28 protein-coding genes are annotated in these 22,476 nt (G+C 65.5%); 13 read left to right on the plus strand and 15 right to left on the minus strand.

Going from position 1 to position 22,476, the window contains the following annotated elements; translation table 11 throughout:
• On the minus strand, window positions 1-729 hold the full coding sequence (gene dapB, locus ABIR17_RS04180) for a 4-hydroxy-tetrahydrodipicolinate reductase (protein WP_348003101.1): 729 nt from the start codon (window positions 727-729) through the stop codon (window positions 1-3).
• Between the two features lie 23 nt (window positions 730-752).
• On the opposite strand from dapB, the gene ABIR17_RS04185 reads away from it, so the two are divergent.
• The 3 genes from ABIR17_RS04185 to ABIR17_RS04195 all read left to right on the plus strand — a co-directional run bounded on the left by ABIR17_RS04185 (window position 753) and on the right by ABIR17_RS04195 (window position 1,900).
• Window positions 753-1,199, plus strand: coding sequence for a GNAT family N-acetyltransferase (locus ABIR17_RS04185; RefSeq protein WP_348003102.1), 447 nt, complete (start codon window positions 753-755; stop codon window positions 1,197-1,199).
• 84 nt (window positions 1,200-1,283) lie between these two features.
• Window positions 1,284-1,541 carry an AbrB/MazE/SpoVT family DNA-binding domain-containing protein gene (locus ABIR17_RS04190; RefSeq protein ID WP_348003103.1) on the plus strand — a complete coding sequence of 86 codons (258 nt, stop codon included), beginning with the start codon at window positions 1,284-1,286 and terminating at the stop codon, window positions 1,539-1,541.
• A complete protein-coding gene (locus ABIR17_RS04195; RefSeq protein ID WP_348003104.1) occupies window positions 1,538-1,900 on the plus strand; it encodes a type II toxin-antitoxin system VapC family toxin in 363 nt (120 codons plus the stop codon). Before ABIR17_RS04190 ends, ABIR17_RS04195 begins: the two co-directional genes overlap by 4 nt.
• 16 nt (window positions 1,901-1,916) lie before the next feature.
• Here the strand turns inward: ABIR17_RS04195 and ABIR17_RS04200 are convergent, their stop codons facing one another.
• Both ABIR17_RS04200 and ABIR17_RS04205 read right to left on the minus strand, forming a co-directional pair.
• Complete coding sequence (locus ABIR17_RS04200; protein ID WP_348003105.1) at window positions 1,917-2,522, minus strand: histidine phosphatase family protein; 606 nt, start codon at window positions 2,520-2,522, stop codon at window positions 1,917-1,919.
• Window positions 2,523-2,581: 59 nt separating this feature from the next.
• Window positions 2,582-3,937 (minus strand): pitrilysin family protein, encoded by a 1,356-nt coding sequence (locus tag ABIR17_RS04205; protein WP_348003106.1) that lies wholly within the window; start codon window positions 3,935-3,937, stop codon window positions 2,582-2,584.
• A gap of 219 nt (window positions 3,938-4,156) precedes the next feature.
• On the opposite strand from ABIR17_RS04205, the gene ABIR17_RS04210 reads away from it, so the two are divergent.
• Together ABIR17_RS04210 and ABIR17_RS04215 are read left to right on the plus strand one after the other, a co-directional pair.
• Window positions 4,157-4,759, plus strand: a complete 603-nt coding sequence (locus ABIR17_RS04210) for a TetR/AcrR family transcriptional regulator (RefSeq protein ID WP_348003107.1) — start codon at window positions 4,157-4,159, stop codon at window positions 4,757-4,759.
• 103 nt (window positions 4,760-4,862) lie between these two features.
• A complete protein-coding gene (locus ABIR17_RS04215) occupies window positions 4,863-5,237 on the plus strand; it encodes a hypothetical protein (RefSeq protein WP_348003108.1) in 375 nt (124 codons plus the stop codon).
• Between the two features lie 46 nt (window positions 5,238-5,283).
• Here the strand turns inward: ABIR17_RS04215 and ABIR17_RS04220 are convergent, their stop codons facing one another.
• Window positions 5,284-6,303, minus strand: coding sequence for an aldo/keto reductase (locus ABIR17_RS04220; protein WP_348003109.1), 1,020 nt, complete (start codon window positions 6,301-6,303; stop codon window positions 5,284-5,286).
• A 226-nt stretch (window positions 6,304-6,529) separates the two neighbouring features.
• Here ABIR17_RS04220 and ABIR17_RS04225 point away from each other — a divergent pair, with 226 nt between their 5' ends.
• A complete protein-coding gene (locus tag ABIR17_RS04225) occupies window positions 6,530-6,898 on the plus strand; it encodes a hypothetical protein (protein ID WP_348003110.1) in 369 nt (122 codons plus the stop codon).
• Between the two features lie 111 nt (window positions 6,899-7,009).
• Here the strand turns inward: ABIR17_RS04225 and ABIR17_RS04230 are convergent, their stop codons facing one another.
• Window positions 7,010-9,292, minus strand: a complete 2,283-nt coding sequence (locus ABIR17_RS04230) for a polyribonucleotide nucleotidyltransferase (RefSeq protein ID WP_348003111.1) — start codon at window positions 9,290-9,292, stop codon at window positions 7,010-7,012.
• Between the two features lie 345 nt (window positions 9,293-9,637).
• Between ABIR17_RS04230 and ABIR17_RS04235 the strand changes: the two genes are divergently transcribed.
• From ABIR17_RS04235 to ABIR17_RS04255, 5 genes are all read left to right on the plus strand, one after another.
• On the plus strand, window positions 9,638-9,844 hold the full coding sequence (locus ABIR17_RS04235) for a dodecin family protein (RefSeq protein WP_348003112.1): 207 nt from the start codon (window positions 9,638-9,640) through the stop codon (window positions 9,842-9,844).
• A gap of 129 nt (window positions 9,845-9,973) precedes the next feature.
• Entirely contained in the window at window positions 9,974-10,207 is a 234-nt protein-coding gene (locus ABIR17_RS04240) for a DUF5302 domain-containing protein (RefSeq protein ID WP_348003113.1), read from the plus strand.
• Between the two features lie 3 nt (window positions 10,208-10,210).
• Window positions 10,211-10,624: an SRPBCC family protein gene (locus ABIR17_RS04245; RefSeq protein WP_348003114.1), complete on the plus strand. Its 414-nt coding sequence runs from the start codon at window positions 10,211-10,213 to the stop codon at window positions 10,622-10,624.
• A 10-nt stretch (window positions 10,625-10,634) separates the two neighbouring features.
• Entirely contained in the window at window positions 10,635-11,000 is a 366-nt protein-coding gene (locus tag ABIR17_RS04250; protein WP_348003115.1) for a thioredoxin family protein, read from the plus strand.
• Between the two features lie 53 nt (window positions 11,001-11,053).
• A complete protein-coding gene (locus ABIR17_RS04255; RefSeq protein WP_348003116.1) occupies window positions 11,054-11,551 on the plus strand; it encodes a hypothetical protein in 498 nt (165 codons plus the stop codon).
• A 41-nt stretch (window positions 11,552-11,592) separates the two neighbouring features.
• Here ABIR17_RS04255 and ABIR17_RS04260 read toward each other — a convergent pair whose 3' ends face one another.
• The 6 genes from ABIR17_RS04260 to ABIR17_RS04285 all read right to left on the minus strand — a co-directional run bounded on the left by ABIR17_RS04260 (window position 11,593) and on the right by ABIR17_RS04285 (window position 16,620).
• Entirely contained in the window at window positions 11,593-13,485 is a 1,893-nt protein-coding gene (locus ABIR17_RS04260; protein WP_348003117.1) for a hypothetical protein, read from the minus strand.
• 61 nt (window positions 13,486-13,546) lie between these two features.
• Window positions 13,547-13,726 carry a hypothetical protein gene (locus ABIR17_RS04265; protein ID WP_348003118.1) on the minus strand — a complete coding sequence of 60 codons (180 nt, stop codon included), beginning with the start codon at window positions 13,724-13,726 and terminating at the stop codon, window positions 13,547-13,549.
• Between the two features lie 42 nt (window positions 13,727-13,768).
• Window positions 13,769-14,989, minus strand: coding sequence for an MFS transporter (locus ABIR17_RS04270; protein ID WP_348003119.1), 1,221 nt, complete (start codon window positions 14,987-14,989; stop codon window positions 13,769-13,771).
• 102 nt (window positions 14,990-15,091) lie between these two features.
• Window positions 15,092-15,361 carry a 30S ribosomal protein S15 gene (gene rpsO, locus ABIR17_RS04275; protein ID WP_348003120.1) on the minus strand — a complete coding sequence of 90 codons (270 nt, stop codon included), beginning with the start codon at window positions 15,359-15,361 and terminating at the stop codon, window positions 15,092-15,094.
• A gap of 98 nt (window positions 15,362-15,459) precedes the next feature.
• Window positions 15,460-15,951, minus strand: a complete 492-nt coding sequence (locus tag ABIR17_RS04280; protein ID WP_348003121.1) for a hypothetical protein — start codon at window positions 15,949-15,951, stop codon at window positions 15,460-15,462.
• 129 nt (window positions 15,952-16,080) lie between these two features.
• Window positions 16,081-16,620, minus strand: a complete 540-nt coding sequence (locus ABIR17_RS04285) for a PadR family transcriptional regulator (protein WP_348003122.1) — start codon at window positions 16,618-16,620, stop codon at window positions 16,081-16,083.
• Window positions 16,621-16,799: 179 nt separating this feature from the next.
• Between ABIR17_RS04285 and ABIR17_RS04290 the strand changes: the two genes are divergently transcribed.
• Both ABIR17_RS04290 and ABIR17_RS04295 read left to right on the plus strand, forming a co-directional pair.
• A complete protein-coding gene (locus ABIR17_RS04290) occupies window positions 16,800-17,984 on the plus strand; it encodes a MarP family serine protease (protein ID WP_348003123.1) in 1,185 nt (394 codons plus the stop codon).
• A gap of 73 nt (window positions 17,985-18,057) precedes the next feature.
• Window positions 18,058-19,143, plus strand: a complete 1,086-nt coding sequence (locus ABIR17_RS04295) for a hypothetical protein (RefSeq protein WP_348003124.1) — start codon at window positions 18,058-18,060, stop codon at window positions 19,141-19,143.
• Window positions 19,144-19,165: 22 nt separating this feature from the next.
• Here the strand turns inward: ABIR17_RS04295 and ABIR17_RS04300 are convergent, their stop codons facing one another.
• Genes ABIR17_RS04300 through ABIR17_RS04315 form a run of 4 tightly spaced genes read right to left on the minus strand, consistent with a single transcriptional unit; the run spans window position 19,166 to window position 22,449 of the window.
• Complete coding sequence (locus ABIR17_RS04300; protein WP_348003125.1) at window positions 19,166-20,497, minus strand: PrsW family glutamic-type intramembrane protease; 1,332 nt, start codon at window positions 20,495-20,497, stop codon at window positions 19,166-19,168.
• 35 nt (window positions 20,498-20,532) lie between these two features.
• Entirely contained in the window at window positions 20,533-21,309 is a 777-nt protein-coding gene (locus ABIR17_RS04305; RefSeq protein ID WP_348003126.1) for a hypothetical protein, read from the minus strand.
• Between the two features lies 1 nt (window position 21,310).
• Window positions 21,311-21,826, minus strand: coding sequence for a hypothetical protein (locus tag ABIR17_RS04310; RefSeq protein WP_348003127.1), 516 nt, complete (start codon window positions 21,824-21,826; stop codon window positions 21,311-21,313).
• Window positions 21,827-21,867: 41 nt separating this feature from the next.
• Window positions 21,868-22,449 (minus strand): hypothetical protein, encoded by a 582-nt coding sequence (locus ABIR17_RS04315; RefSeq protein WP_348003128.1) that lies wholly within the window; start codon window positions 22,447-22,449, stop codon window positions 21,868-21,870.
• Window positions 22,450-22,476: the final 27 nt, after the last annotated feature.

Below are 22,476 nucleotides of genomic sequence, written 5' to 3' on the forward strand. Positions count from 1 at the left end.
TTACAGCCCGAGAAGGGGACCGAGGCCGACGATCAGGCCCGTCCGAATCGTCGCCTCCCGCAGAGACAGCAGGATGCCGGGCTCGTACGACTCGTCGGACAGCGTTTCGTGAATGATCCGCACGGTCTCGCCCGTTCCGCCGAAGATGACTTCCTGCCGGGCAGCGATTCCCGCCATGCGGAGGGAGTGCACCGGCACGCTGGCGACCTGCTGGCCACGGGCACGCTGGTCGGCGTGGGGGGCCGCGACCGGACCGAGGTCGGCGCGCGCGGCACCGATCAACTCAGCGGTGCGGATGGCGGTGCCCGACGGCGAGTCGGTCTTGCCCGCGTGATGGGCTTCGACGATTTCGATCGAGCCGAAGTGCGGGGCTGCGAGTTCGGCGAACCGGGTCGCGAGCACCGACCCGAGCGAGAAGTTCGGGATGAAGAATGCGGTGAGGTTCGCATCCGCTGCCAGGCGACGCTCGATCGGCGCGATCCGGTCTGCGGTCCAGCCCGAGGTACCGACCACAATCGGGATGCCGCGATCAAGGACGGCGTTGACGACCTCCGGCGAGGACGCGGGCACGCTCACGTCGATCACGACGTCGGCACCCTCAACGCGGTCGATCGGGTCGTGCCTACCGATGCGCGCGTGAACGTCGAAGTCTTCGCTCTCCGCGAGGAGCCGCGTGACGAGTCCGCCCATCCGCCCGGTAGAGCCGACGACGGCGACCTTGGTTGCCATGGTGTTGAGCTTAGAGTCGTCTCATGCCCGAGTTCATCCCGACGCCGACCGACTCACCCGTCGCCGACGAGTTGCTCGGCGAATACTTCACCAGCCGCGAACTCGGGATGCCGGGCTACCACACCTTCCGTCCCGACCCGGCGCTGTTCGCAGGCGACGCGGGTGTCTTCCTCGTGGTCGAGGTTGACGACTCCCCGGTGGGTTGCGGTGGGGTCAGGATGCTGTCGCCGGTGCGCGGCGAACTCAAGCACGTCTGGGTGCGGCCCGAAGCGCGCGGAACCGGTCTCGGCCGCGCACTCGTCGTCGAGTTGGAACGACGCGCAGCCTCCCTCGGGGCGACCGAGGTGGTGCTCGACACCAACGAACGACTCGAGGCGGCCCAGAACCTGTACCGCACCTCCGGCTACGAGCAGGTCGAGCCCTACAACGACAACCCGAACGCCACGCATTGGTTTTTGAAGCCGCTCTAGTCCCCGAATCCCGCGTTCAGTTGTAGGGCCGATAGCCGATGAGTCGCAGTGGGAATGCGCAATCGCTGGTGGTACTGTCCCATCATGAGTCCCACCCACCAGATCCGCGTCGGCGACAAGGGCCGCACGGTGATGCCCGTCGACGTTCGAGAACGTTTCGGCTGGGTGGAGGGCACGACCTTGATCGCGCTCGAGGGGGCTGACGCGAAAGACGGCCTGCTGATCCTGTCGCAGGATGCCGCGCTGGCGGCGATCCGATCGCAACTTGCCGGTCACGACCTGGTTGCCGATCTGCTCGCCGAACGCCGTGCGGCCGCCGCTCGCGAAGACGCCGTGGCGTGACCGTTGTCGATGCGAGCGCTCTGCTCGCCTTCCTTCAAGGCGAGGCTGGCGCTCAGGAAGTCCAGGCTCGACTCGCCGAGGCGATCTGCGGAGCAGCCAACTGGTCCGAGGTCGCACAAAAGGTCAGGCAGGCCGGCGGTGACTGGCCTCTCGCGCGGCAGCTGCTGCTTAGCTACGGCATCCGCATCGAAGCTGTCACTGAGGCGGATGGCGAACGGGCGGCCACACTGTGGAGTGCCGGTTCGGGACTGTCGCTCGGCGACAGGTTGTGCCTCGCGCTGGCCGCTCGACTCGACCAAGACGTCCTGACGACCGACTCCGCCTGGCGGGGGTTGCCGCGCGTCATCCTCGTCCGATGACTCGCGGGGTGGGGCTCTAGTAGGGCTGTTCTTGCGGCAGTCCGCTTCGCAGTTCGCGAGGCAGATGGCCGAGATCGTTGTGCGTGATGAGCACCGGCGGTTTCGCCGATCTGACTCGGATGATCGTGAGCCCAGCGTTGGCCTGATTGATCCCGAGCCAGCGCCACCGAGGTGCGTCGAACACCTCTCGCACGAACCATCCGATGACAAAGTTGTGCGTGATCAGCAGGTCGTGCCGATCCTCGCGGGAGGGCGCCATCCATTCGCCTGTCGCGTCGGCCATCTGCGCTTCGCCGGCTTCGATCTCTTGTTCGGTTATCGCGCCGAAAAAGGGCTCGAAGGCGTGGGGCATATCGGGCGCCGGGCCTGAGGGGATGCAGTCCATCAAGAGCGCCGACGGCTCCGGCGTGAGCGAGGGAAGCCGCTCGGTCATGATGCGGGCCGTTTCCCGAGCGCGTTGCAGCGGCGAGGTCCAGGCACCCGTGAACGGCACATCGCCGAGACGTTCAGCGATCGCTTGAGCTTGGCTCACACCGCGCTTCGAAAGCGGACCGTCGGGCAGGCCGTGTTCGGCATCTTTCTGCTCGCCGTGGCGTACCAGGTAGAGATAGCGGGATGGCATGGCGAGCGGTTCTCCTTGCCGGGCAGTACTGCGGGTGGGACTTCAGGGGATGTGTCGGATCAGGCTGCAGGGGTGTCGCCGTCGAGGGCTGCGAGGGCACCTTCATCGACTGAACCGACCGCCGCGATCGACAGGGGCCGCGAGGCGAGTTCAGCCGCGAGGTCGCGCACATCGTTGGCTGTGACACTGTCGAGGCGACGGAGGATCTCGTCGAGGTCAGCGAACTCCCCCATTGTTAACTCGGAACGACCGAGTCGTGTCATGCGGGTGTCGGAGTCTTCCAGGGCAAGAGCCGAGGCTCCGCCGAGTTGGCCGCGTGCGCGCGTCAGCTCGTCGTCGGTGATTCCCGCGTCAGCCAACCGGTGAAATTCATCGAGCATGAGCTTGCCGACCTTGGTTGCCTTTTTCGGCGAGCATCCCGCGTACAGGCCGACGACGCCGGCGTCAGCGTACGACGCCGCGAACGAGTAGACCGAGTACGCGAGGCCGCGCTTCTCGCGGACCTCCTGGAAGAGTCGGGATGACATCCCCCCGCCGAGCACCGAATTGAGCACAGTGAGCGCCGGCCGCCGAGGATCGGACGCGGGCAGACCCGCGACGCCGAGCAGCAGGTTGACCTGTTCGGTGGGCCGGTCGGCGATCACGAGCGGGCTCCCGCGTTCGATCAAGTCGACGGTGGGGTCACGCCGTGCCACGGGACGAGCGTCGACCGTCAGGTTCCACTCCGCGGTCTCGAGCGCGGCGATCACCCAGGCGACGAGGAGGTCGTGGTCGACCGCTCCGGCGACCGAGATGACGAGATCTTGCGGCCGGTAGTTCGCGCGGTAGTGCTCAAAGACGGCCTCGCGCGTGACTGCCGTGATCGCGTGCGGGTAGCCGCCAATCGGACGGCCGAGGGGATGTTCGCCGAAGACGGCTTCGAAGAACCGCTCGCTGACGACATCCGATGGATCGTCGTCGGCCATCGCGAGCTCTTCGAGGATGACCCCGCGCTCGCTCTCGAACTCGTCGGCATCGAGAAGCGATGAGGTGAACATGTCGGCCAGAACTGTGACGGCCATGGGAAGGTCCTGGTCACGCACTTTGGCGTAGTAGCAGGTGTATTCCTTGGCGGTCATCGCGTTGTGCTCGCCGCCGACGGCGTCGAATGAGACCGCGATGTCGAGAGCCGTGCGGCTGGTGGTGCCCTTGAACAGCAGGTGCTCGAGAAAGTGCGTCGAGCCGTAGGTGATCGGCTGCTCGTCGCGCGATCCGACGGCGACCCAGAATCCGATGGTCGCGCTCTGCGAGCCGGGAACCTGCTCGCTGAGGATTCGCGCCCCGCTCGGCAGGATCGTTCGACGCACGAGGGAGCCCCCGGATGCGGCGATCCGCAGCTCGGGAACATCGAGTGGGAACGCGACAGCACCGTTCATCGTGTTGAGCCTAAGTCATCCGCACGCGGCCGGTCACCGACGCTCGAAACACCACGATTTGCGGACAGACACATCTGTCTGTCCCCCTGTGTTATGGTCGCCTAGTTGGCTTACGCGTTACCAGCGCTAGTCCGGCACAGTGTCCGTCCCCCGGGGATCCTGTGCCGGATCTCACAGCCCGATCCGCTTTACACCGTCCGCCAGCCGAGAGCAGCCTGCGTGTCCCTCATCATCGATCTCGACCCGCCCCTGACCGAGCTCCCTGAGGCGCCGGCCAAACTGCGCATCCTGCTCACCGCTGACGAGCTGTTCTACGACGAAAGCATCCGCTCGATCGGCGTTGATCGCTTGATCGCCGCCTCCAACGTGACCAAAGCGACCTTCTACAAGCACTACGGCTCCAAGGACCGCGTCATCGCGGCCTACATCGGCTACCGCCACCGGCAACTCGTCGCATCGATCACCAAGATCGTCACCGACGCACCCGACGCTGAGGCCGCGCTACGCGGAGTTCGGGATGGCATCCTCGCCAGGATCGCGGCGCCGGGCTTCCGCGGCTGCCCGTTCATTAACGCAGCAGCGGAGTTCTCCGACGAGAAGTCGCCGGTGCGGGTCGCCGTGCGCGAGCACCGCGACTGGTACAACACGGTCCTCGAGCGCCTGACGCGCGCGCTCGGCCATCCCCTCCCCGGCGACGCCGCCGACGAACTGGTGTTGGCACGCGACGGCGCCATGAGTGGCGGCTACGCCGGCGACCCCATCGCGGCCTCGACCGCCCTGACCCGCACGTACGAGCGACTCATCGCGGAAGCGAAGCGCTAGCAGACGTATTGACGTACCCCAAGAGGGGGACGCGCGTACTCAGGCACCGCTAGGATCGGGTCCGCACGGCACCCTGCCGTGGCCCGACAGCAAAGGTTGGATGATGGAAATCACTTTCGGTTTTGCCCTCACCCTCATGTTCATCGTCGCCGCCGTCGGCGGCGTGCTTGCCCTGGTCGATGGCGTCATCCGTGCACGCGGCGGCGCTGCCGTGCTCGCGGTCGTCGAGATCATCGTCGCTGTTCTGTTCCTCCTCTCGCTCTTCATCAAGGGATTCCCGATCGTGATCGGCGGCGCGGAGTTCACCACACCGCTGCTGGCCCTGATCCTCGTGATCATCCTGCTGATCCAGCTCGCGTTGCGGGGCACCACGCGTCGCGGGGGTGTCGCCCTCACGTTGATCGCGATCATCCTGCTCGTGATCTGGTTCGTCTTCGGCGACGGCGCCCGCGTCAACATCCCGGGCGTCAACGCGTAGCAACGATTCACTCCCGACCGCGTCGGCGAGTCACCCTCTGGGTGGTCTACTCGCCGGCGCGGTCGAGTGCTGTCAACTGTGATCGCGTCAGCGATACGGCAACAGCGGCGACCAGATCGAAGACCTGATCGCCGGTGCTCGCCGAGACGACTGGCGCGACAACGTTCGGCTTACTCAGCAGCCAGGCGAGCGCGATCGTGGCAAGCGGAAGCTCGTGCTCCGCGGCAACGGTGTCGAGCGTGTGCAGCACCTTGAGCCCTGAGCGGTTGAGGAAGCGGGCGACCTCCGACTCGCGGCGGTTGCCGAGAATGTCGGTCTTCGAGCGGTACTTCCCGGTCAGGAAGCCACCGGCAAGTGCGAACCGGGGCATGACTCCCAGGGAAAGGTCGGCCGCCACCCGCGCCAGCCCCTGCTCATACTCGGTTCGGAACACCAGGTTGTAGTGGTTTTGAAGCGCGACCATGCGGGCGACGCCGAGCTGCGCGGAGGCGATCCGTGCCTCGATGAGCCGGCTTCCGGTGTGGTGAGAGGCTCCGAAGTAGCGCACCTTGCCCGCCCGGATCAGTTCGTCGACGGCGAGCAAGGTCTCGTCGAACGGCACCTCAGGCTCATCCAGGTGCAGGTAGAGCAGGTCGATCCGATCGGTGCGCAGGCGGCGCAGCGACGCGTTGACGGCAGCCTCAATTGCCGACGCGCTGAGTCCGGGATGATCGGCGCTCTTGCCGACCTTGGTGGCGAGTACGACGTCGTCACGGTGCCCCCGAGATCGGAGCCAGTTGCCGATGATGATCTCGCTGCGGCCGCCCGCGTAACTGTCGGCCGTGTCGATGAGGTTGCCGCCGTGCGCCGCGTAGACATCGAGAACTCGCTCGCTCTCACTGGCATCCGCCGTCCACCCGAAGACGTTGCCGCTCATCGCGATCGGAAAAACACTGAGGTCGGAGTCGCTCACCCGGCGTCGTGTCGCCACGGGCATCGATCCAACAATCGCGCGCGTCTGCTCGGTTGTGATCACGGGCACGCCGGTCGGTGGGGTCGCGACAGGGGTGCTGCTGTGTTCGCTCATGCCCTCGCCTCCTCCCCCGCTCAACGCCGACGTACCTGCTTTGGTTCCACCGGCGTGTTGGCAGCGTAACCTCCGGGTTTCCCCGAAATGGGTCGACGTGGCCGAATCGTTACGTCCCCCATTGTGGGGACTCTTCGGAGGCGCGCGACGACGCGCATCCCAACGTTCGGCGAACACGGTGCGTCTATATAGGTAAGGGACTCGCTGGAGTCCGAGAGGATGTCTCATGGCCACCGTCACCGCCGCACCCGCTCAAGCCGCTCCGCGCGGTCTCGTGCTCTGGCTTGCCCCGGCCGGCGTCTTCGCGCTCGCGGCCATCGGCATCCTCTGGGCACTCCCCCGCCCTGCCGCGGTCTGCCCGGCGATCTACCCGGTGCCGCCGGAGTGCGCGACCGGCACCGACTCGAGCGTCGTGCTGCCGTTCCTCGTGGGGATCGTGTTCGTTTACGCCGCGATCATCGCCTGCACTCTGCTGGTCACGTCACGCTGGCGGCCGCTCGTGCTCGGCCTGCTGCTGGGGCTTCTCGCACTCGGGTTTCTCATCGGCGTCACCACGGTCCTTTCGGCGGCGACCAGTTCGGTCATCTACTACTGACCTGCTTAAAACGACGGATGCCGCCCTCCCAAAGGAGGACGGCATCCATGCCGCACTCTGTCATTCAGAACTCCCAAAGGAGGACGGCATCCGTTCGTTAAGCGCTGAAGATCACCCTTCGGCGGGGGCGTCTCCCGGACCCTCAGAGCCGGCGTCCGACCCTTCGGTGTCTGCGGCGTCAGCCTCGTCGACGACCGGGGCGAGCGACAGCTTGCCCTTGTCATCCATCTTGGTGATCTCGACCATGATCTTTTGCCCGACCGCGAGCACGTCTTCGACGTTCTCGACCCGCTTGCCACCGGCGAGTTTGCGCACCTCGCTGATGTGCAGCAGGCCGTCCTTGCCGGGCATGAGCGACACGAACGCACCGAACGTCGCGATCTTCACGACGGTGCCGAGGAAGCGCTCCCCGACCTCCGGGTTGATCGGGTTGCCGATCGCGAGCACCTGGGCACGCGCGGCCTCGGCCGACGGTCCATCGACGGCGCCGATGTAGACGGTGCCGTCCTCTTCGATGGAGATATCGGCTCCGGTCGAGTCCTGGATCGCGTTGATCGTCTTGCCCTTCGGGCCGATCAGCTCGCCGATCTTGTCGACCGGGATGTTGACGCTGATCACGCGCGGAGCGGTCGGCGCCATCTCATCCGGGCCGTCGATCGCCTGGTTGATGACCGCGAGGATCGCCGTGCGGGCTTCCTTTGCCTGCTTCAGCGCGCCATCCAGAACCGACGACGGCAAGCCCGCGAGCTTGGTGTCGAGCTGAATCGCGGTGACGAAATCGGCGGTCCCGGCGACCTTGAAGTCCATGTCGCCGAGCGCGTCTTCAGCACCGAGGATGTCGGTGAGGGCCGCGTAGCGCGTCTCGCCGTCGACCTCGTCGGAGATGAGACCCATCGCGATACCGGCGACCGGGGCGCGCAGCGGCACACCGGCGTTCAGCAGCGACAGCGTCGAGGCGCAGACCGAACCCATCGACGTCGAGCCGTTGGAGCCGAGAGCCTCGGACACCTGACGGATCGCGTAGGGGAAGTCTTCGCGCGGCGGCAGCACCGGCACGAGCGCGCGCTCGGCGAGGAAGCCGTGCCCGATCTCGCGACGCTTCGGGCTACCCACGCGGCCGGTCTCACCGGTCGAGTAGGGCGGGAAGTTGTAGTGGTGCAGGTAGCGCTTCTTCTTGACCGGGGCGAGCGAGTCGATCTGCTGCTCCATCTTGAGCATGTTCAACGTGGTGACGCCCAGAATCTGGGTCTCACCGCGCTGGAAGATCGCCGAACCGTGAACGCGCGGGATGACCTGCACCTCGGCGTCGAGCGCCCGGATGTCGGTCAGGCCGCGGCCGTCGATGCGGATGCCTTCGGTCAGCACGCGGGTGCGCATGACCTTCTTGGAAACCGACTTGTAGGCGGCGCTGACCTCGGCGTTGGCCGTGGCCGGAAGGCGCTCCGCCTCAACCTCAGCGGCGATGTGTCCCTTGACGCGATCCTTCAGCATGTCGTCAGCGTTCTGACGCTCCTGCTTGTCGGCGATCTGGTACACGCCCTTGAGCTCGTCGTAGGCGAGCCCCGCAACGGCGTCGTAGGTCGCCTGCTGGTACGGCGGGAACAGCGGGAACTCCTGGATGGCTTTGCCCGCCTGGTCGGCGATCTCCTGCTGCGCCTTAATGAGCTGCTTCAGGAACGGCTTTGCGGCCTCAAGACCCTGGGCGACGACGGTTTCGTCGGGCTTGGTCGCGCCAGCGCGGATCAGCTCCCAACTCCCCTCGGTTGCCTCGGCCTCGACCATCATGATCGCGACATCCTCGTTGCCGTTCTTGTCGGTGACCAGGCGGCCGGCAACGGTGAGGTCGAAGACGGCCTCAGCGAGCTGGGAGAACTTCGGGAAGGCGACCCACTGGTCACCGATGAGGGCGAGACGGATGCCACCGACCGGACCGTAGAACGGCAGGCCAGAGATCTGGGTCGACAGGCTGGCCGCGTTGATGGCGAGCGCGTCGTAGAACTCGTCCGGCGCGATGCTCATCACGGTGATGACGATCTGCACCTCGTTGCGAAGACCTTCAACGAAGGTCGGGCGCAGCGGCCGGTCGATCAGACGGCAGACCAGGATCGCCTCGGTCGACGGGCGACCCTCGCGACGGAAGAACGAACCGGGGATCTTGCCTGCGGCGTAGGACCGCTCTTCGACATCCACGGTCAGCGGGAAGAAGTCGAACCCGTCACGCGGGTGCTTGCCCGCGCTGGTGGCCGACAGGATCATCGTCTCTTCGTCGATGTACGCGGCAACGGCACCCTGTGCCTGCTGTGCGAGACGACCGGTTTCGAAACGGACGGTGCGCTTGCCGAACTTGCCGTTATCGAGAACGGCTTCAGCGAATTTGATTTCAGGACCCTCCATGGGTCACTCCTCTTGGTTTTGCCCGCGAGCGGGCGCATCGGAACCAAAAGCAGGAGCATGCACAGAAGTGCCCCCAGATTATTCCGCTGAATTTTCGGCGGCGATCTAGGTTTTCAGGGGCGATCTGGCCAACAGTAGAAGCGCTCCGCGCGAGTGCTCGGAAGACCACCACCGGTGACCAGGCTTCGATGCCGGCCTGCTCCGGGTATATCGGCCACCGATTGGCGGCCTCGGTAATGGTATCTGAAGAGCTGTCTCCAAGCCAGGAAGCAGCCCTGGACACAACCGCGCCGCGAGGCTTGACTGGAACTGTCCACGTCAACCTCGACCCTGAAGGAGAACCTCATGGCCACCGTCGCCCGTGTCACCACCATCACCTCACGAAGCACCAAAAGTTTCGAGGATGCTGCCCGCGAGGGCATCGCCCGCGCCAGCAAGACCCTGCGTCACGTCTCGGGCGCGTGGATCAAGGAGCAGAAGGTTGACGTCACCGAGGGCCAGATCACGAGCTGGCAGGTGACCCTCGAGGTCACCTTCGTCCTCGAAGACTGAGTCTGAGCACACTGCGTCTCATCTCAAGAATTCAGACACCGCGAGTCCACCAGGCTCGCGGTGTCTCTTCTTTCGGGCCAGGTTCTTTCGGGCCAGGTCGACACTGAGAGCGCCGGGTAGAATCTGCACATGAACGAGAAGCCCGTCGAGACCTCAGCGTCGGACGCTGCACCGATTGACGCTGCACCTATTGACGCTGCACCTATTGACGACATGAAGCGCAAGTTCCGCGAGGCGCTGGACCGCAAGAACAAGAAGCACCTCGAGAACCCCGCAGGCAATGTCGACGGCGAATCCTCGGTGGTGGGTGCGCAGTCGAAGATCGGCGGCAAGCGGGAGTTCCGGCGCAAAAGCGGCGGCTGAGACATGACCAACCACGTGGCCACGGCCGAGGGCGACGTCAATGCGACGATCGACGAAGTCTGGGCCGCCCTGACGAATACCGACACGCTCGGCGAGATCATGTTCGGGTCGACGGTCGAGACCGACTGGACGATCGGGTCGCCGATCATCTACCGCGGCGAATGGGAGGGTAAGCCCTTCGAAGACCGCGGGACGGTGCTCGAGCTGACAGCGCCCACGCTCATCCGCGTGAGCCATGAGTCGCCGGGCAGTGACGAGACGCACGAGGTGCGCTACGAACTTCGCGCGCTCGGTTCGGCTACCCACGTCACGCTCACCCAGGACGGCAACTCGAGCGTCGAAGCCGCCGAACATTCTTCAGCGAACTGGCGGGCGACTCTGGATTCCCTCCGGCGCGTGGTGGAGCATCCCGCTTAGGCTTGATCCCATGGCCCCCGTCGAACTGACTGCCGACACCTTTGAACCGACGATCGTCGAGTCGGGCATTGTGCTCGTCGACTTCTGGGCGGGTTGGTGCGGACCGTGCCTCGCGTTCGCGCCCATCTACGATGCCGCAGCGAGTGACAACGCTGACATCGTGTTCGGCAAAGTCGACACCGAAGCCCAGCAAGAACTGTCGTCGGCGATGAACATCCGCTCCATCCCGACCCTGATGATCTTTCGCGACGGCATCGGTGTTTTCTCGCAAGCCGGCGCGCTCCCCCGCCCCGTGCTCGACGATCTGATCGGCAAAGTTCGCGCGCTCGATATGGATGTCGTCCGCGCCCAAATCACGGAACGCGCGAACGCCTAAAACACCGGCTACGCACTACCAACACCGGGTGCGGCGAGGGCTAGTCTCGGTCCATGTCCGACGCCATGAACTCCGCCACTTCGCCCGCCTCTCCCGAGCCTGTCGTCGCCTCGGTCTCGGCGGTTGAGCCCGCTCCGCACGGGGCTACGGCCGCGACCAAGAAGAAGCGCGGATTCGGACTCTGGGCGTTCTTTCTCGCGCTGATCGTGGTGCTTTCCGACCTCGTGGTGATTGTCATCGTCGTCGTGGCCGTCTTTGCCGCGTTTGGATCGCTCAGCAGTGGAGCCCTCGGTGCCGGTGCAGACTGGGGCCCGGTCGTGAAGTCGATTCTCGCGTTGGGCCTCTTCGTGATTGCCGACTTCTGGGTGGGCTTCGTGCTCGCCGGTGTCGCCGCAGTTCTCGGCCTGATCGCCATCGTCTCCGGCCGGGGCCGCGTGATCGGTTTCATCGGTCTGATCTTGGCGGCCGGCGCGATTCTGGTGCGAGTGATGATCCTGTTCAACAGCTCGGGCCTCAGCAATGTCGTCACCAACGGTTCCGCGGGCAGCTAACCCTTCGGGTTTCGGGCTTACGGCGTCGGGCTTTTCGAGGCCTACTCCTCGCCGAGGACGATGATCTTGTCGCCCGGGGCGAACGTGCGCGCGAGGGTCTTCGTCGGGTTGACCGTCACACCGTAGGCGTCCGCTTTGCTGCGGGCGTGAGCAGAGATGCGGTATCCGATCGCAGTTTCGCCCCGGCGGCGCGCGGCCTCGAGCACGGTGTAGAAGTCGACCTCGGCCCCGTCGGTGACGTACAACTCCGCCGGACGCAGGTAGATCTCCGACCCGACGGCCGAGAACAGGTCCTCGAAGACATCCGTGAGCTGCTTGTTCTCGCTGACCTGAGAGAGCATCAGGCTGATCAGGTGGTCGCTGACGATGAAATCGTCGGCTTGGGTGACTTCGGCGAGTTCGCGGTTGCGGTCGTCGATCATCTCGCTGACGACATTGAGGTCGACCCCCCTCTGCTCGGCGATATCGCGAAGGTGAAGCAGGGTGATGAGTGTCTTGGCATCCGCTCGCTGGCTGCTCAGGGTCTCCTTGGCGGCGAGCACGATGATGTGGTCGTACTCGTGGGCATGGAGGGAGTCAAGAACGGCTCGACTCGTCGGATCGCCCTTCTCGAAGGTCACGTCGAGACCCGGAAAGGTCGCAAAGTCAGGGTGGTCGACGTTCGCGACGATCGTCACTCGCGAACGCGCCGTCGAGTAGTCATCGAGCTCGGTGAGCATCAGATGCAGCCCCTCGTTGTACCCGAGCACGAGCGTGGTCTCCGGCTTGGGCGGCTCGACCTTCGATGTGCTGATCGCGGAAACGTTGGCAGCACCGGATGCGCTGAGTGCGATCGTGTCGTCGTCTTCGGCGATCACGATGAGCTGATCCCCCGCGCCGATCACGGTGTCGGCCGGCGGGTTAAGCGCGACCTTGCCACCCTGCACCATCCCCATCACCGCGGACTGCGCAAAGGCCAGTTGGGCGTCGAAGTAGGTTCGGCCGACCAGCGTCGGCTGCTCGGTGAAGTAGATCTCGGCACCGGCGAAGTCGAGCAACTCGGCGTAGACGACCGACAGGCCGCTCTGCCGGCAGGTCTGCACGGTGATACGGCTGATCAGTTCCGACGAGAGCACCCAGTGTGCTTCGTCGCGGCCCACCAGTCGGGCCGCTTCCAGGTTCTTAGGATCCTGCAACTCTCCGACGATGTGGTACTCACCGGTCTTGCGGTTGGGGTTGTTCGTCACCGCGAGGGTCGTCTTGATCACCGTCGAGTCGGGGTCTTCGTCGCCTTCGGGCGCGAGCACGATGATGCTGCGCGCGGCGTGCGGGTTCGCGACCTCCAGCTCGGCGAGGTTCATCGGATCGCCGGAACGGATGACCACCTTCGTCTTTCCGAGGTTGGTCACCTGGGCCTTGATGTCATCCTCCATCTCGACCTTGTCGCGGTCGGCGAGGATGACGATCGCGCTCTTACCGCGGGACTCGTTTGCCGTGCAGATCTCGCGAACGATCGGGAACACCTTGTTGCTCCAGCCGAGGATCAGCGTGTGGTCCTGTTCGAGCACGCGCGACCGACCCTTGCGCAGCTCCTCGACCTTGCTGTCGAAGGCGCCCGACACGATGCCGATCAAACTCGCGACGATGATCAGACCGCCGATTGTGACGACGAGCATCAACAACCGGAAGTACCAGCCCTGGTCGCCCCCCATCGTGCCGGGGTCGAGGGTGCGCATCAGGCTGCCCCAGAACACGTCCCACGGGGTGTATTCCGGGTCATCGAACGTGTTGTACGAGGTCGGGAAGAGCGCGATGACGACGGCCGTGATGCCGCCAAGGATCGCGACGAACACCAGAGTCGCGATGCCGAGGAGTAGCACGAGAGCGACGGGGCCTCGCGACATCCAATTGTCGAACCAGTACCGCAGGCGTTCGCTCAGGGCAGGCTTGTTCATCGTTCCTCCGGATCGCAGTTCTCGAACCCTAGCGAACCGAAGGTACCGAGCGGCGAGCAGATCAGCGGCGCGAGGAGCCCGCCAGGATGCCGCGGAGCGCGAAGTAGACCAGTACCGCCACGAAGGCGACGATGATCAGCCGCACCACGAACCAGATGAACGAGAATAGGAACCCGACGAGGAACCACGCGATCACAGCTGCGGCGATGACGAGCAGGATCGTGAGGACGTTGCGGCTCATGCCCCCAGCGTAAGACGTGGCCGACGTCTCGCGGGCCGCGGGCTAGCCCTCACGCAGAATCGCGTCGGTGCCGCGCCGACGCTCAACGAGGTAGCCAACCTGGAGCAGCACGACCGCGAGCAGGATGGCGGCGGCCGCGGCGTGTGGCACCTCGTGGGGGCCGGCGGCGTCGAGTGCCAAGCCGCCCACGATCGGCGCGATCGCGATGCCGACGTACAACGCTGTCGAGTACCACGACAGACTCACGGCCGAGCGCTCGGGGTCGATCGCGACCAACCGGTGCTGGATCGGGATGCCAGCGCCGAACGCCGAGACACCCCAGAGCAGGAACAGAACCGCTATCACGATGAAGTTCGGCTCGGCGGGCGGCATCAGCACGAGTACAGCAAGTTGGGTGACCAACAGGATGCTGGCGACGATTCGGTTGCCGAGCCGATCGGTGAGTCGCCCCGCGATCACGTTGCCGACGACCCCGCCGATTCCGTAGATCAGCAGCAGCGTGGCCAACAGGGTCTTCGAGCCTCCGGTTGCCGTCTCGGTGAACGCCGAACTGTAGATGTAGGCGATGTTGAAGCCCATCACCGTCGCGACGACCGAGAGCGCGGTCAGCAGGATGCGCGGGTCCCCAAGTACGGCGAACCGGCGGGCGAACGAGAGCGGCGGCGAGGCAGGGATGCCGCGGACGAACAACGCGAGGGATGCCGCCGAAGCGAGCGACAGCACCGCGACGGCCGCGAGCGGGATCTGCCAGCCGCCGACAGCTGCGACGGCGGTGCCCAGCGGGGAGCCGACTGCGGTCGAAAGGGTGAAGCCGAGCGCAACGATCCCGATCGCCTGCCCCCGGCGGAGCGGGGTCACCATCGACGCGGCGGCCGCGACCGCCGTCGGCACGATCGCGGCACCGCCGACCGCAGCGACCGCGCGGCCCACCATGAAGATCGGAAGGGTGGTCGAGATCGCCGTGAGCGCCGTGCCGGCGGCGACCAGAATCATCCCGATCGTGACCAGCAGCGTGCGGGAGACGTGGCCGAACACCGTCGCGAACGTCGGGGCGAGCACCGCGACGACGCCTGCGTAGACCGTGAATGACAGGCCAACATCGCTGGTGCGCGCGTTGACGCTTTCGCCGATATCGGGCAGGAGCCCGGCGATGACGAAACCGTTCGTGCCGACCAGGAACGTCGCGAAGGTCAGCAGGTAGAGCTTGACCGTGATGCCGATCGGGATGCGGGCGGCAGCATCGGAGGGCTGAGCTGGGGTCACTTACCGACCCTACGACTCACCGGTGGCGGACGGAGAAACGGGCCGCCATCCCGAAGGATGACGACCCGTTTCCGTGTGTCTTGCGCTGCGGCGATCCGCTCCTTAGCGGCGCAGTCCCAGGCGTTCGATCAGCGAGCGATAACGCGCGATGTCGATGTCCTGGAGGTAACCCAGCAGCCGGCGGCGCTGGCCCACCAGAAGCAGCAGACCACGACGTGAGTGGTGGTCGTGCTTGTGCTCCTTGAGGTGTTCGGTCAGATCCTTGATCCGATTGGTCAGGAGTGCGACCTGAACCTCGGGGGAACCGGTGTCACCGGGCTGCACTGCGTACTCTTCGATGATCGCCTTCTTGGTCTCAGCGTCAAGAGCCATAGATTCGATCCCTCCTTCACCTCGTTGCGCGGCGCTCGGCACCTGATGTGCGAGCTCTCTGTATCCGCGGCCGTTCAGACGGCAACCTTGCGAGGATATCAGAGGACGAAGAAGAGGATGGTCGTCGCAGCCAATGAGGCGGTGACCAGTAGCGTCCAGAGGCCAGACACGACGATGCCTAGGATCGCCCAGCTGCGGCGACGGAGGCCGCCGACCTGGGTCTGGGCGATGCCGCGAATGCCGAACCGCACCGAGACAACGAAGAGCGTCACGACGACGACGAAGCGCACCACCTCGAGAATGAGGGCCGCCTGCGTGAGGTGGGAAGCATCCGACAGCAGGTAGAGCACGCCGAGCGCGGAACCGCCGAGCAGGATGTTGGCGAGCACCCCCAGCGTTGCAAACTGCAGCGAGCGGGTGGCCGCGAGCGACGCCGTTCCGGCCTTCACCGGCACGGTGACGCGTGAACCGCAGTGCGCGCAGAACGGCTCCCGGCTCTGGGTGCGGGTTCCACACGAGAAGCAGGCAATGGTGACTACGGCATCGAGGTGGGGCGCCTGGATGTCGGTCGTCGGGTAAGCGACCGTCATGTCCCCCATCTTAGGGACATGAGACTCAATCGGGCTAACACGGAGGCGAGCAGGAGGTCGCACGCCGCGCCGTCGAGGGGAGAAAGCTACGCGGCCTTCAAACCAGAGTTCGAAGGCCGCGTCTGGGGGTCATTCGCCGAGCATGCGGTAGAGCTCGCGACGCAGGTCGTCGAGCTTCTTCGAGGCGGCGGAACGCTGTTCCGACGTGCCTTCGGTCGCGACCTGCCGCACGACGCCGGCGAGCTTGCGCGCGGCACCGAGCAGTTCGCCCTGTTCCTGCAACGGATGCCGGGACGTGGTCCAAGCACCCGCGATTTCTTCGCTGTGCTCCTCGACGTGGGTGCGACCTTCATCGGTGAGCTCGTACTCGGCGCGAGCGCCCTCCGACGTCGGAACGATGAGTCCCTCGTCGACGAGTTGCTGAAGCGTCGGGTAGACCGAGCCGGGGCTCGGGCGCCAGGCGCCCTCGGTCTTGGTGTGGATGGCCTTGATGAGGCCGTACCCGTTGGTTGGACCCTCGCTCAGGAGAGAGAGGATCGCGCTGCGCACGTCGCCCTTGCGGGCTCTGCCGCCAAACCCACGCGGTCCGAACGCGGGACCGCCGAGGAAGCCCATGTAATCGGCTCCGGGGTGCGGTCCGCCGAAGTTGCGGAAGCGGGGGGTGGACATGGCCGCGTCGATGCGCGGCCTCTGGGGGTGATGTTGTCTGTTCATATCCGACATGTTACGACACGTCACCGATATATCGCAATAGATCGCCAAAAGAATTTCAGTGGATGCTGTCGATCTCGCCACTCGACCGGCGTAGCGCGCCAACCGGCGGGCGATCCTGTCGCACACTGGTCACCATGATCGCTGCCCGCCTCCTCGACGTGCTGCTCGTTCTCACCCTCCTGGTCTTCATCGGCGAAGGGGTGCGCAACGGGTTCGCTCGCAGTTTGGGATCGTTGATCGGCATCATCCTGGGCGGGATCATCGCGTTCCTGGTGATCCCCGTCATCTCGACGATCGTGCCCAACCCGTTCTTGCGCATCGCGATCGCTGTCGCCGTCTCGCTGTTGTTGCTCGTCGGGGGCCACGCACTCGGACGACGGATCGGCCGCGGCATCCGCGATCGACGTGACGAGCCGCTTCGCGCGGGGAGCCGGTTCGCGGGCGGGATCGCGAATGGGATCATCGCAGCCCTGACGATCGCGCTCGTCGCGGGCGGCGTCAGCGCGATGGGCAACCCGCTGCTCACCCAGGCGATCTCAGGCTCCTACGTGCTGCGCGCGATCGACGTCGTAACGCCCCCACCCCTGGATGCCGCACTCGCCCGCCTGCGCGCGACGGTTCTCGAAAAGGGTCTGCCTGCGATCGGCGAGGCGCTCGGTGGTGTGCAGGACTCCCCCGGCATCCCGAATGTTGCGACGAATACCGACCCGCTGGCGCTCGCCGCCCAGTCGGTCGTGCGCATCGGGGGCACGGCCTACGCCTGCGGGCAGAACCAGACCGGGTCGGGTTTCGTCGTCGCGACCGATCGGATCCTCACCAACGCCCACGTCGTCGCGGGAGTCGATCAGCCGACGGTCGAAGCTCCCAACGGTCAGACTCTCGAGGGCCGAGTCGTCTACGTCGACCCGATCGACGATCTGGCGATCGTCGCCGTCGACGGTCTGCAGGTCGCTCCTCTCGCGCTCTCCCCCGACCTCGCCGTGGGTGCCGACGCGATCGTCGAGGGCTACCCCTACGGCGGACCGTTCACGACCGGAGCGGCCGAGGTTCTCGCGGTGTCGACCGAGAACCTGCCCGACATCTACGACTCCACTCGGAGCACCCGGCAGATTTACACGATTGCGGCTCTCGTGCAGCCCGGGAACTCGGGCGGTCCACTGCTGTCCACTGATGGCCGGATCGCGGGTGTGGTGTTTGCGCGCAATGCCAACCAAGACAATCTCGGCTATGCGATGACGAACGCAGAACTCTCCCCCGTCATCGCATCCGCCCCGGGACTCGACCGCGCAATCTCGGCCGGAAGCTGCGTACGCGGCTGATCCCGGTCGTGACGCCGAAAGGTGACTCGGCGATGAGTCTGTGTGCGGGTATCTGATCGTCCACAATGGAGCCATGGCTACCGCCGCTCGCCTCGTCGACTATTCAGCACTTCTGACCCCCGCGTCGCCCGCCGACGTCGCGGCGTACCGGACCGCAGCGAAAGCGTCCGGCGCAAAGTGGACGGGCGCCTCGATGAGCACGCTGACCGGGGTCATCACGTTGGTCGTCATCGGGTCGCTCATCGGGATCACGGTGGTGGGTGGCATCACCTACTCGATCGCGAATGCCGCTAGCTCGGGCAACGCGAACGGGGTCGTGGCTATCACGATCGCGGTGATCGCCATCGCCGCGATCGCCCTCGCAATCAACCGCGGCTTGGCGGCCCTGAACCGCCGCTGGGAACGGTGGCTGCGCATGGACCGCTTCGCCCAGGCGAACGGTTTCACTTTCAGCCCTGCCGATTCTTCTCCGAGCTATCCGGGCGTGATCTTCCAGCAGGGAGACAGCCGCAACGCAATCGAGCACTTCCGGACCGTCGCTGGGCGGTTTCTCGATTTCGGCAACTATCAGTACATGACCGGTTCGGGCAAAAGCCGAGCCGTACACAACTGGGGCTTTCTGGCGATTCAACTGGATCGCAAGTTGCCCAACATGGTTCTCGACTCTCGGGCGAACAACCGACTCTTTGGATCCAGCAATCTGCCGGCGAGTTTTGACAAGAGCCAGATTCTGTCGCTGGAGGGAAACTTCGACTCGTACTTCACGCTGTATTGCCCGAAGGAGTACGAGCGCGACGCCCTCTACGTGTTCACGCCCGACCTGATGGCGTTGCTCATCGATGAGGCATCGCCGTTTGACGTCGAGATCGTCGACGACTGGATGTTCGTGTACTCAGCGACGCCCTTTCCGCCGGCAAACCCCGCGGTCTATCAGCGCCTGTTTCGTATTGTCGAAACCGTCGGCGCGAAGACTCTTCGGCAGACCGATCGCTACCAGGACGATCGCACGGCGCAGCCGTTCGCCGCGAACGTGGTTGCCCCTCAGGGCATTCGGCTCAAGCAACGCGTGAGCGTCATCGCGGTGATTTTCGGCATCCTGATCGTGGTGTTCTGGGGCTGGAGACTCGTCGCCGGCTTTATTTCGCCGTTTATGCGCTAGCCCGGATCGGCGCCAGCCCAGATCAGGTCGTCGGAACCGGTGCCGCCATGGTCGGAGCTGTTGCCGCCAGACGGGCGCGTGACTCGCTCACCTGGGTGAGGAGCAGTGTTTCGTCGGCTTGCGATGCGACCCGATCACGGCCCGAGACGATTCGGTTGCGCGTGAACGCGAGATGGGTCGCGTCCTTGATGTACTCCTTCATTACGGGACGCATACCGCGCTGACGGGCCCACGCCAGCGCCTGGCGTCGCCCTGCACCGGTGCCGAGGGTGTTGACCTCGGAGGGATGAATCCACCCCGCGGTCGCGTATTCGGCAAGTCGCAGTTGGGTCATCTTGGCCTCGCGACGCCGGAGTATCGTCACGGCCACGATCCCCAGCACGAACAGCGGCACCTGCACCACGAGGTAGTACAGGTAGAACTGGAAGGCGTTGTAGACGAAGAACAGAATGCCGTTCCAAAACGCGTGCAGCAGGATCGCGGGAATCAGCCCGAGGAAGAAGAATCCGACACCCGCCGCGGTGGTCCCCTTGCGGGCGGCGAGCCCGATGAAGAAGCCCGTGAAGGCAGTAAACATCACGTGCGCGAACGGCGACAGGATTCCTCGGATGAAGAAGATCTGCCCGACTTGGAGGTCGAGACTCCCCGATTCACCGATCTGCAGCGCGAAGTACTGGATGTTCTCGGCGAAGGCGAACCCTCCGGCGACCAGCGCCGCGTAGACGATGCCGTCGACGGGACCGTCAAAGAATCGTCGCGCAATCAGGTAGATGAGCAGAACGCCGAGGCCCTTGGCTGACTCTTCGACCACCGGTGCCTGAATGACGGTATGGATAAAGATGGTCCAGTTCGTTTCGCCACCGCCTGCGGCAATCAGGAGCGAAGCGCCGAGGTCGACGGTGAGCGCAATCACGATCGCCGCCGTCGCCCCCCACAGGAATGCGATCAGCACCAGCAGTCGCGGCTCGGGCTCCCAGCGGTCGATCCAGCGCACCCCGAGCAGCACGATCGTGAGGGGGATGAGCGCGAGCAACGCACCGAGGAAGGTCAGCCCGGGGCCGATGAAGGCCAAAAAGTACCCGAGGACCAACAACAGGGCGATTCCGAGCACAACTCCCGCAACGATGAGCGCAATCCGTGCGCCGCGCCGCTTGCGCGGGTCGGTGTCGAAGATCGCGTGCGGGGTCGAGGTCGTCGCTGCCTTCACTTCGGCGGGCGCCTCCATGGGCGGGTGGGCGCTCGCACCGGATGCGGCGTGAGCCGTCAACGGCGCAGGGGCCGACGGGCCGGGAGTCGGGGCACCGGGTGCGACGGTGCCAGCGGGCGCGGTGTTCTCAGCGGGAGCCTGCGTCATGGCAACAATCTATCCGCCCGGCGATCGTCGGCGCGTCAGCGTTGCTTCTCGCGCAGAATCGCGAGTGCCCGGCTGACTCGATCGCGCAGGCTGGGAACTCGTCCGCGCTGCGGGATGCGAGCCCGCTCGAGCATCGCAACTACTTCGGCACGCTGAGCGCCGAGGACCACGTCGAGGCGCCCGCGTCGCACTGAGGCTGCCCTGAGGGCGACGACGAATGCGACGATCTCGAGCGCGCCTCCCCCTAGATAGAGCCACCCTTCGGCGCGGTCGTTGACCAGAAACGTGAATGCACCGATCGACGCGACACCGAGCACCAGCACCAGCCCGATGAGCCGAACGGCCACTGCCGCCATCGGGTGACGCCGACGGATGCGGTCCGCGCGGTCGAGTCGGTCCTCGAAGTCGGCGAGCTCTTCCGCATCGACCGAGAAAGTCGATCGGTCGCGCAGGTCACGGCGAATACGGGCGTAGGTGGGACGTTCCCGGCCGAGCACCGCGCGCACCGCGATCAGACCCGCACCGAAAGCTCCGAACGCTGACGCGACGAGCACCCAGGCACCTGCCACCGGCTGTTGGCTGTCCCAGATCAGCCGTGCCGCGCCATCCACCCCGAACGCGATCAGAACCGCGAGAGTTGCGGTCACGGCGAGCGTCCAGAACAGTTCGCGGAAGCGGCGCCGGGTGAGCGCGTCGGGTTCGTCGATGTCGCGGATCGTGACGGCATCGATCACGCCAAACACGGCATCCATCAGTTGAAGGCAGAGGGCGAAAAGGGCGGCGATGACCAGCCCGACACCGACCAGGTTCACGTCATGACGCGGCCGAAGCCGGCGGTACGAGTTGGGCGACGAGCGAAAAAATGCAGACCCCGAACATCAGCCCGGCATAGCCGGCCAACACGGCGCGGCTGGCCTGCGAGAACGTCGCCTCGACGCGGGTGATGAGTTCGGACGGCACCCGGCTCGGGTCGGCGCCGACCGAGCGGCCCCACTCCAGAAGCAGCGACTCCGCTTCGGTGACCTGGGGATTGACCGGGTCGTCACCCCCGGCGCGCAGGATGCCCTCGAAGAACGCTGTCGGATACGGCGCCGGCACCGCGCGGGCGAGCGCAAGGGAGAACAAGGTCACCGCGCGTTCGCCGACCAGCTCTTCGAGCTCTTCCTTTACGTCGAACCACGGCGTGTACGCCGCAAAGACGGTCGGGTTGTTCAGCAGCGCGCGATCGAGGTCAGTCAACCGACCGGGGTGCGCGTCCTGAAACCTGTTGGCGGCCGCAATCGCATCCGACGAAAGCTCGTCGTCAGATGGGACGGGGAGAAAACCCATACCGTCAGCCTAGAGGGCGGCTCGGGCCCTTCCGCTAGCGGTTACGCGGCCAGCTGGCTTTCGGCGACCGGCATCAGGGCGATGTCATCGAAGACCCCGGCGCGGATCGCTTGGAACACCTCAACGGCGGCCTGAGCCAAACGCCCGTGGCTGCCGAGTTCGCGTCGGCGGGTCATCCTGTCATCCTGGATCGCAACGGCCGCCGTGTTGTCGACAACGCGGGCTCCGAGCGACCGCACCCAGGAGGCCGTGAGTTCGGCGACGAGAGGGTCGTGCGACTCGATGCGTACCTGCTCGCCTCGACTAAACGGCCGGGTACGAACCAACGCACGCGCGATCAGGCCGGCACCGAGGTAGGAGACGACTTGGTCATCGGAAACCCAACTCGGCACGCCCAGCACGTCATCCTGATCGATCAGGATGAGCTCTGAGAGGTGCTGCCCGGCGTCTCGCCAAGCGACCCTGTCGCGTGGGGCGAACCCGTTCGTGTCGGGGCCCACAGCATCCACGATTCCGACGATGAAACCGCGACCGCGGCGCGTCGGGCGCAGTCGAAGGCGCCCGGTTGTGGGTCGCGGCACGAAATTCGGGCGGATGCGCGTGTCACTCAGGTTCGTAGACATACAGAGGTGACAACGCCGGGTTGCGGG

The organism is Pseudolysinimonas sp. (assembly GCF_039912695.1).
Lineage (GTDB): Bacteria > Actinomycetota > Actinomycetes > Actinomycetales > Microbacteriaceae > Pseudolysinimonas_A.

What these genes read in the sequence shown, in the direction of transcription:
- dapB (WP_348003101.1), bottom strand. Translation starts at nt 729, where the DNA reads ATGGCAACCAAGGTCGCCGTCGTCGGCTCTACCGGGCGGATGGGCGGA.
- ABIR17_RS04185 (WP_348003102.1), top strand. Translation starts at nt 753, where the DNA reads ATGCCCGAGTTCATCCCGACGCCGACCGACTCACCCGTCGCCGACGAG.
- ABIR17_RS04190 (WP_348003103.1), top strand. Translation starts at nt 1,284, where the DNA reads ATGAGTCCCACCCACCAGATCCGCGTCGGCGACAAGGGCCGCACGGTG.
- ABIR17_RS04200 (WP_348003105.1), bottom strand. Translation starts at nt 2,522, where the DNA reads ATGCCATCCCGCTATCTCTACCTGGTACGCCACGGCGAGCAGAAAGAT.
- ABIR17_RS04205 (WP_348003106.1), bottom strand. Translation starts at nt 3,937, where the DNA reads ATGAACGGTGCTGTCGCGTTCCCACTCGATGTTCCCGAGCTGCGGATC.
- ABIR17_RS04215 (WP_348003108.1), top strand. Translation starts at nt 4,863, where the DNA reads ATGGAAATCACTTTCGGTTTTGCCCTCACCCTCATGTTCATCGTCGCC.
- ABIR17_RS04220 (WP_348003109.1), bottom strand. Translation starts at nt 6,303, where the DNA reads ATGAGCGAACACAGCAGCACCCCTGTCGCGACCCCACCGACCGGCGTG.
- ABIR17_RS04225 (WP_348003110.1), top strand. Translation starts at nt 6,530, where the DNA reads ATGGCCACCGTCACCGCCGCACCCGCTCAAGCCGCTCCGCGCGGTCTC.
- ABIR17_RS04230 (WP_348003111.1), bottom strand. Translation starts at nt 9,292, where the DNA reads ATGGAGGGTCCTGAAATCAAATTCGCTGAAGCCGTTCTCGATAACGGC.
- ABIR17_RS04235 (WP_348003112.1), top strand. Translation starts at nt 9,638, where the DNA reads ATGGCCACCGTCGCCCGTGTCACCACCATCACCTCACGAAGCACCAAA.
- ABIR17_RS04240 (WP_348003113.1), top strand. Translation starts at nt 9,974, where the DNA reads ATGAACGAGAAGCCCGTCGAGACCTCAGCGTCGGACGCTGCACCGATT.
- ABIR17_RS04245 (WP_348003114.1), top strand. Translation starts at nt 10,211, where the DNA reads ATGACCAACCACGTGGCCACGGCCGAGGGCGACGTCAATGCGACGATC.
- ABIR17_RS04250 (WP_348003115.1), top strand. Translation starts at nt 10,635, where the DNA reads ATGGCCCCCGTCGAACTGACTGCCGACACCTTTGAACCGACGATCGTC.
- ABIR17_RS04255 (WP_348003116.1), top strand. Translation starts at nt 11,054, where the DNA reads ATGTCCGACGCCATGAACTCCGCCACTTCGCCCGCCTCTCCCGAGCCT.
- ABIR17_RS04260 (WP_348003117.1), bottom strand. Translation starts at nt 13,485, where the DNA reads ATGAACAAGCCTGCCCTGAGCGAACGCCTGCGGTACTGGTTCGACAAT.
- ABIR17_RS04265 (WP_348003118.1), bottom strand. Translation starts at nt 13,726, where the DNA reads ATGAGCCGCAACGTCCTCACGATCCTGCTCGTCATCGCCGCAGCTGTG.
- rpsO (WP_348003120.1), bottom strand. Translation starts at nt 15,361, where the DNA reads ATGGCTCTTGACGCTGAGACCAAGAAGGCGATCATCGAAGAGTACGCA.
- ABIR17_RS04280 (WP_348003121.1), bottom strand. Translation starts at nt 15,951, where the DNA reads ATGACGGTCGCTTACCCGACGACCGACATCCAGGCGCCCCACCTCGAT.
- ABIR17_RS04285 (WP_348003122.1), bottom strand. Translation starts at nt 16,620, where the DNA reads ATGTCCACCCCCCGCTTCCGCAACTTCGGCGGACCGCACCCCGGAGCC.
- ABIR17_RS04290 (WP_348003123.1), top strand. Translation starts at nt 16,800, where the DNA reads ATGATCGCTGCCCGCCTCCTCGACGTGCTGCTCGTTCTCACCCTCCTG.
- ABIR17_RS04295 (WP_348003124.1), top strand. Translation starts at nt 18,058, where the DNA reads ATGGCTACCGCCGCTCGCCTCGTCGACTATTCAGCACTTCTGACCCCC.
- ABIR17_RS04300 (WP_348003125.1), bottom strand. Translation starts at nt 20,497, where the DNA reads ATGACGCAGGCTCCCGCTGAGAACACCGCGCCCGCTGGCACCGTCGCA.
- ABIR17_RS04310 (WP_348003127.1), bottom strand. Translation starts at nt 21,826, where the DNA reads ATGGGTTTTCTCCCCGTCCCATCTGACGACGAGCTTTCGTCGGATGCG.
- ABIR17_RS04315 (WP_348003128.1), bottom strand. Translation starts at nt 22,449, where the DNA reads ATGTCTACGAACCTGAGTGACACGCGCATCCGCCCGAATTTCGTGCCG.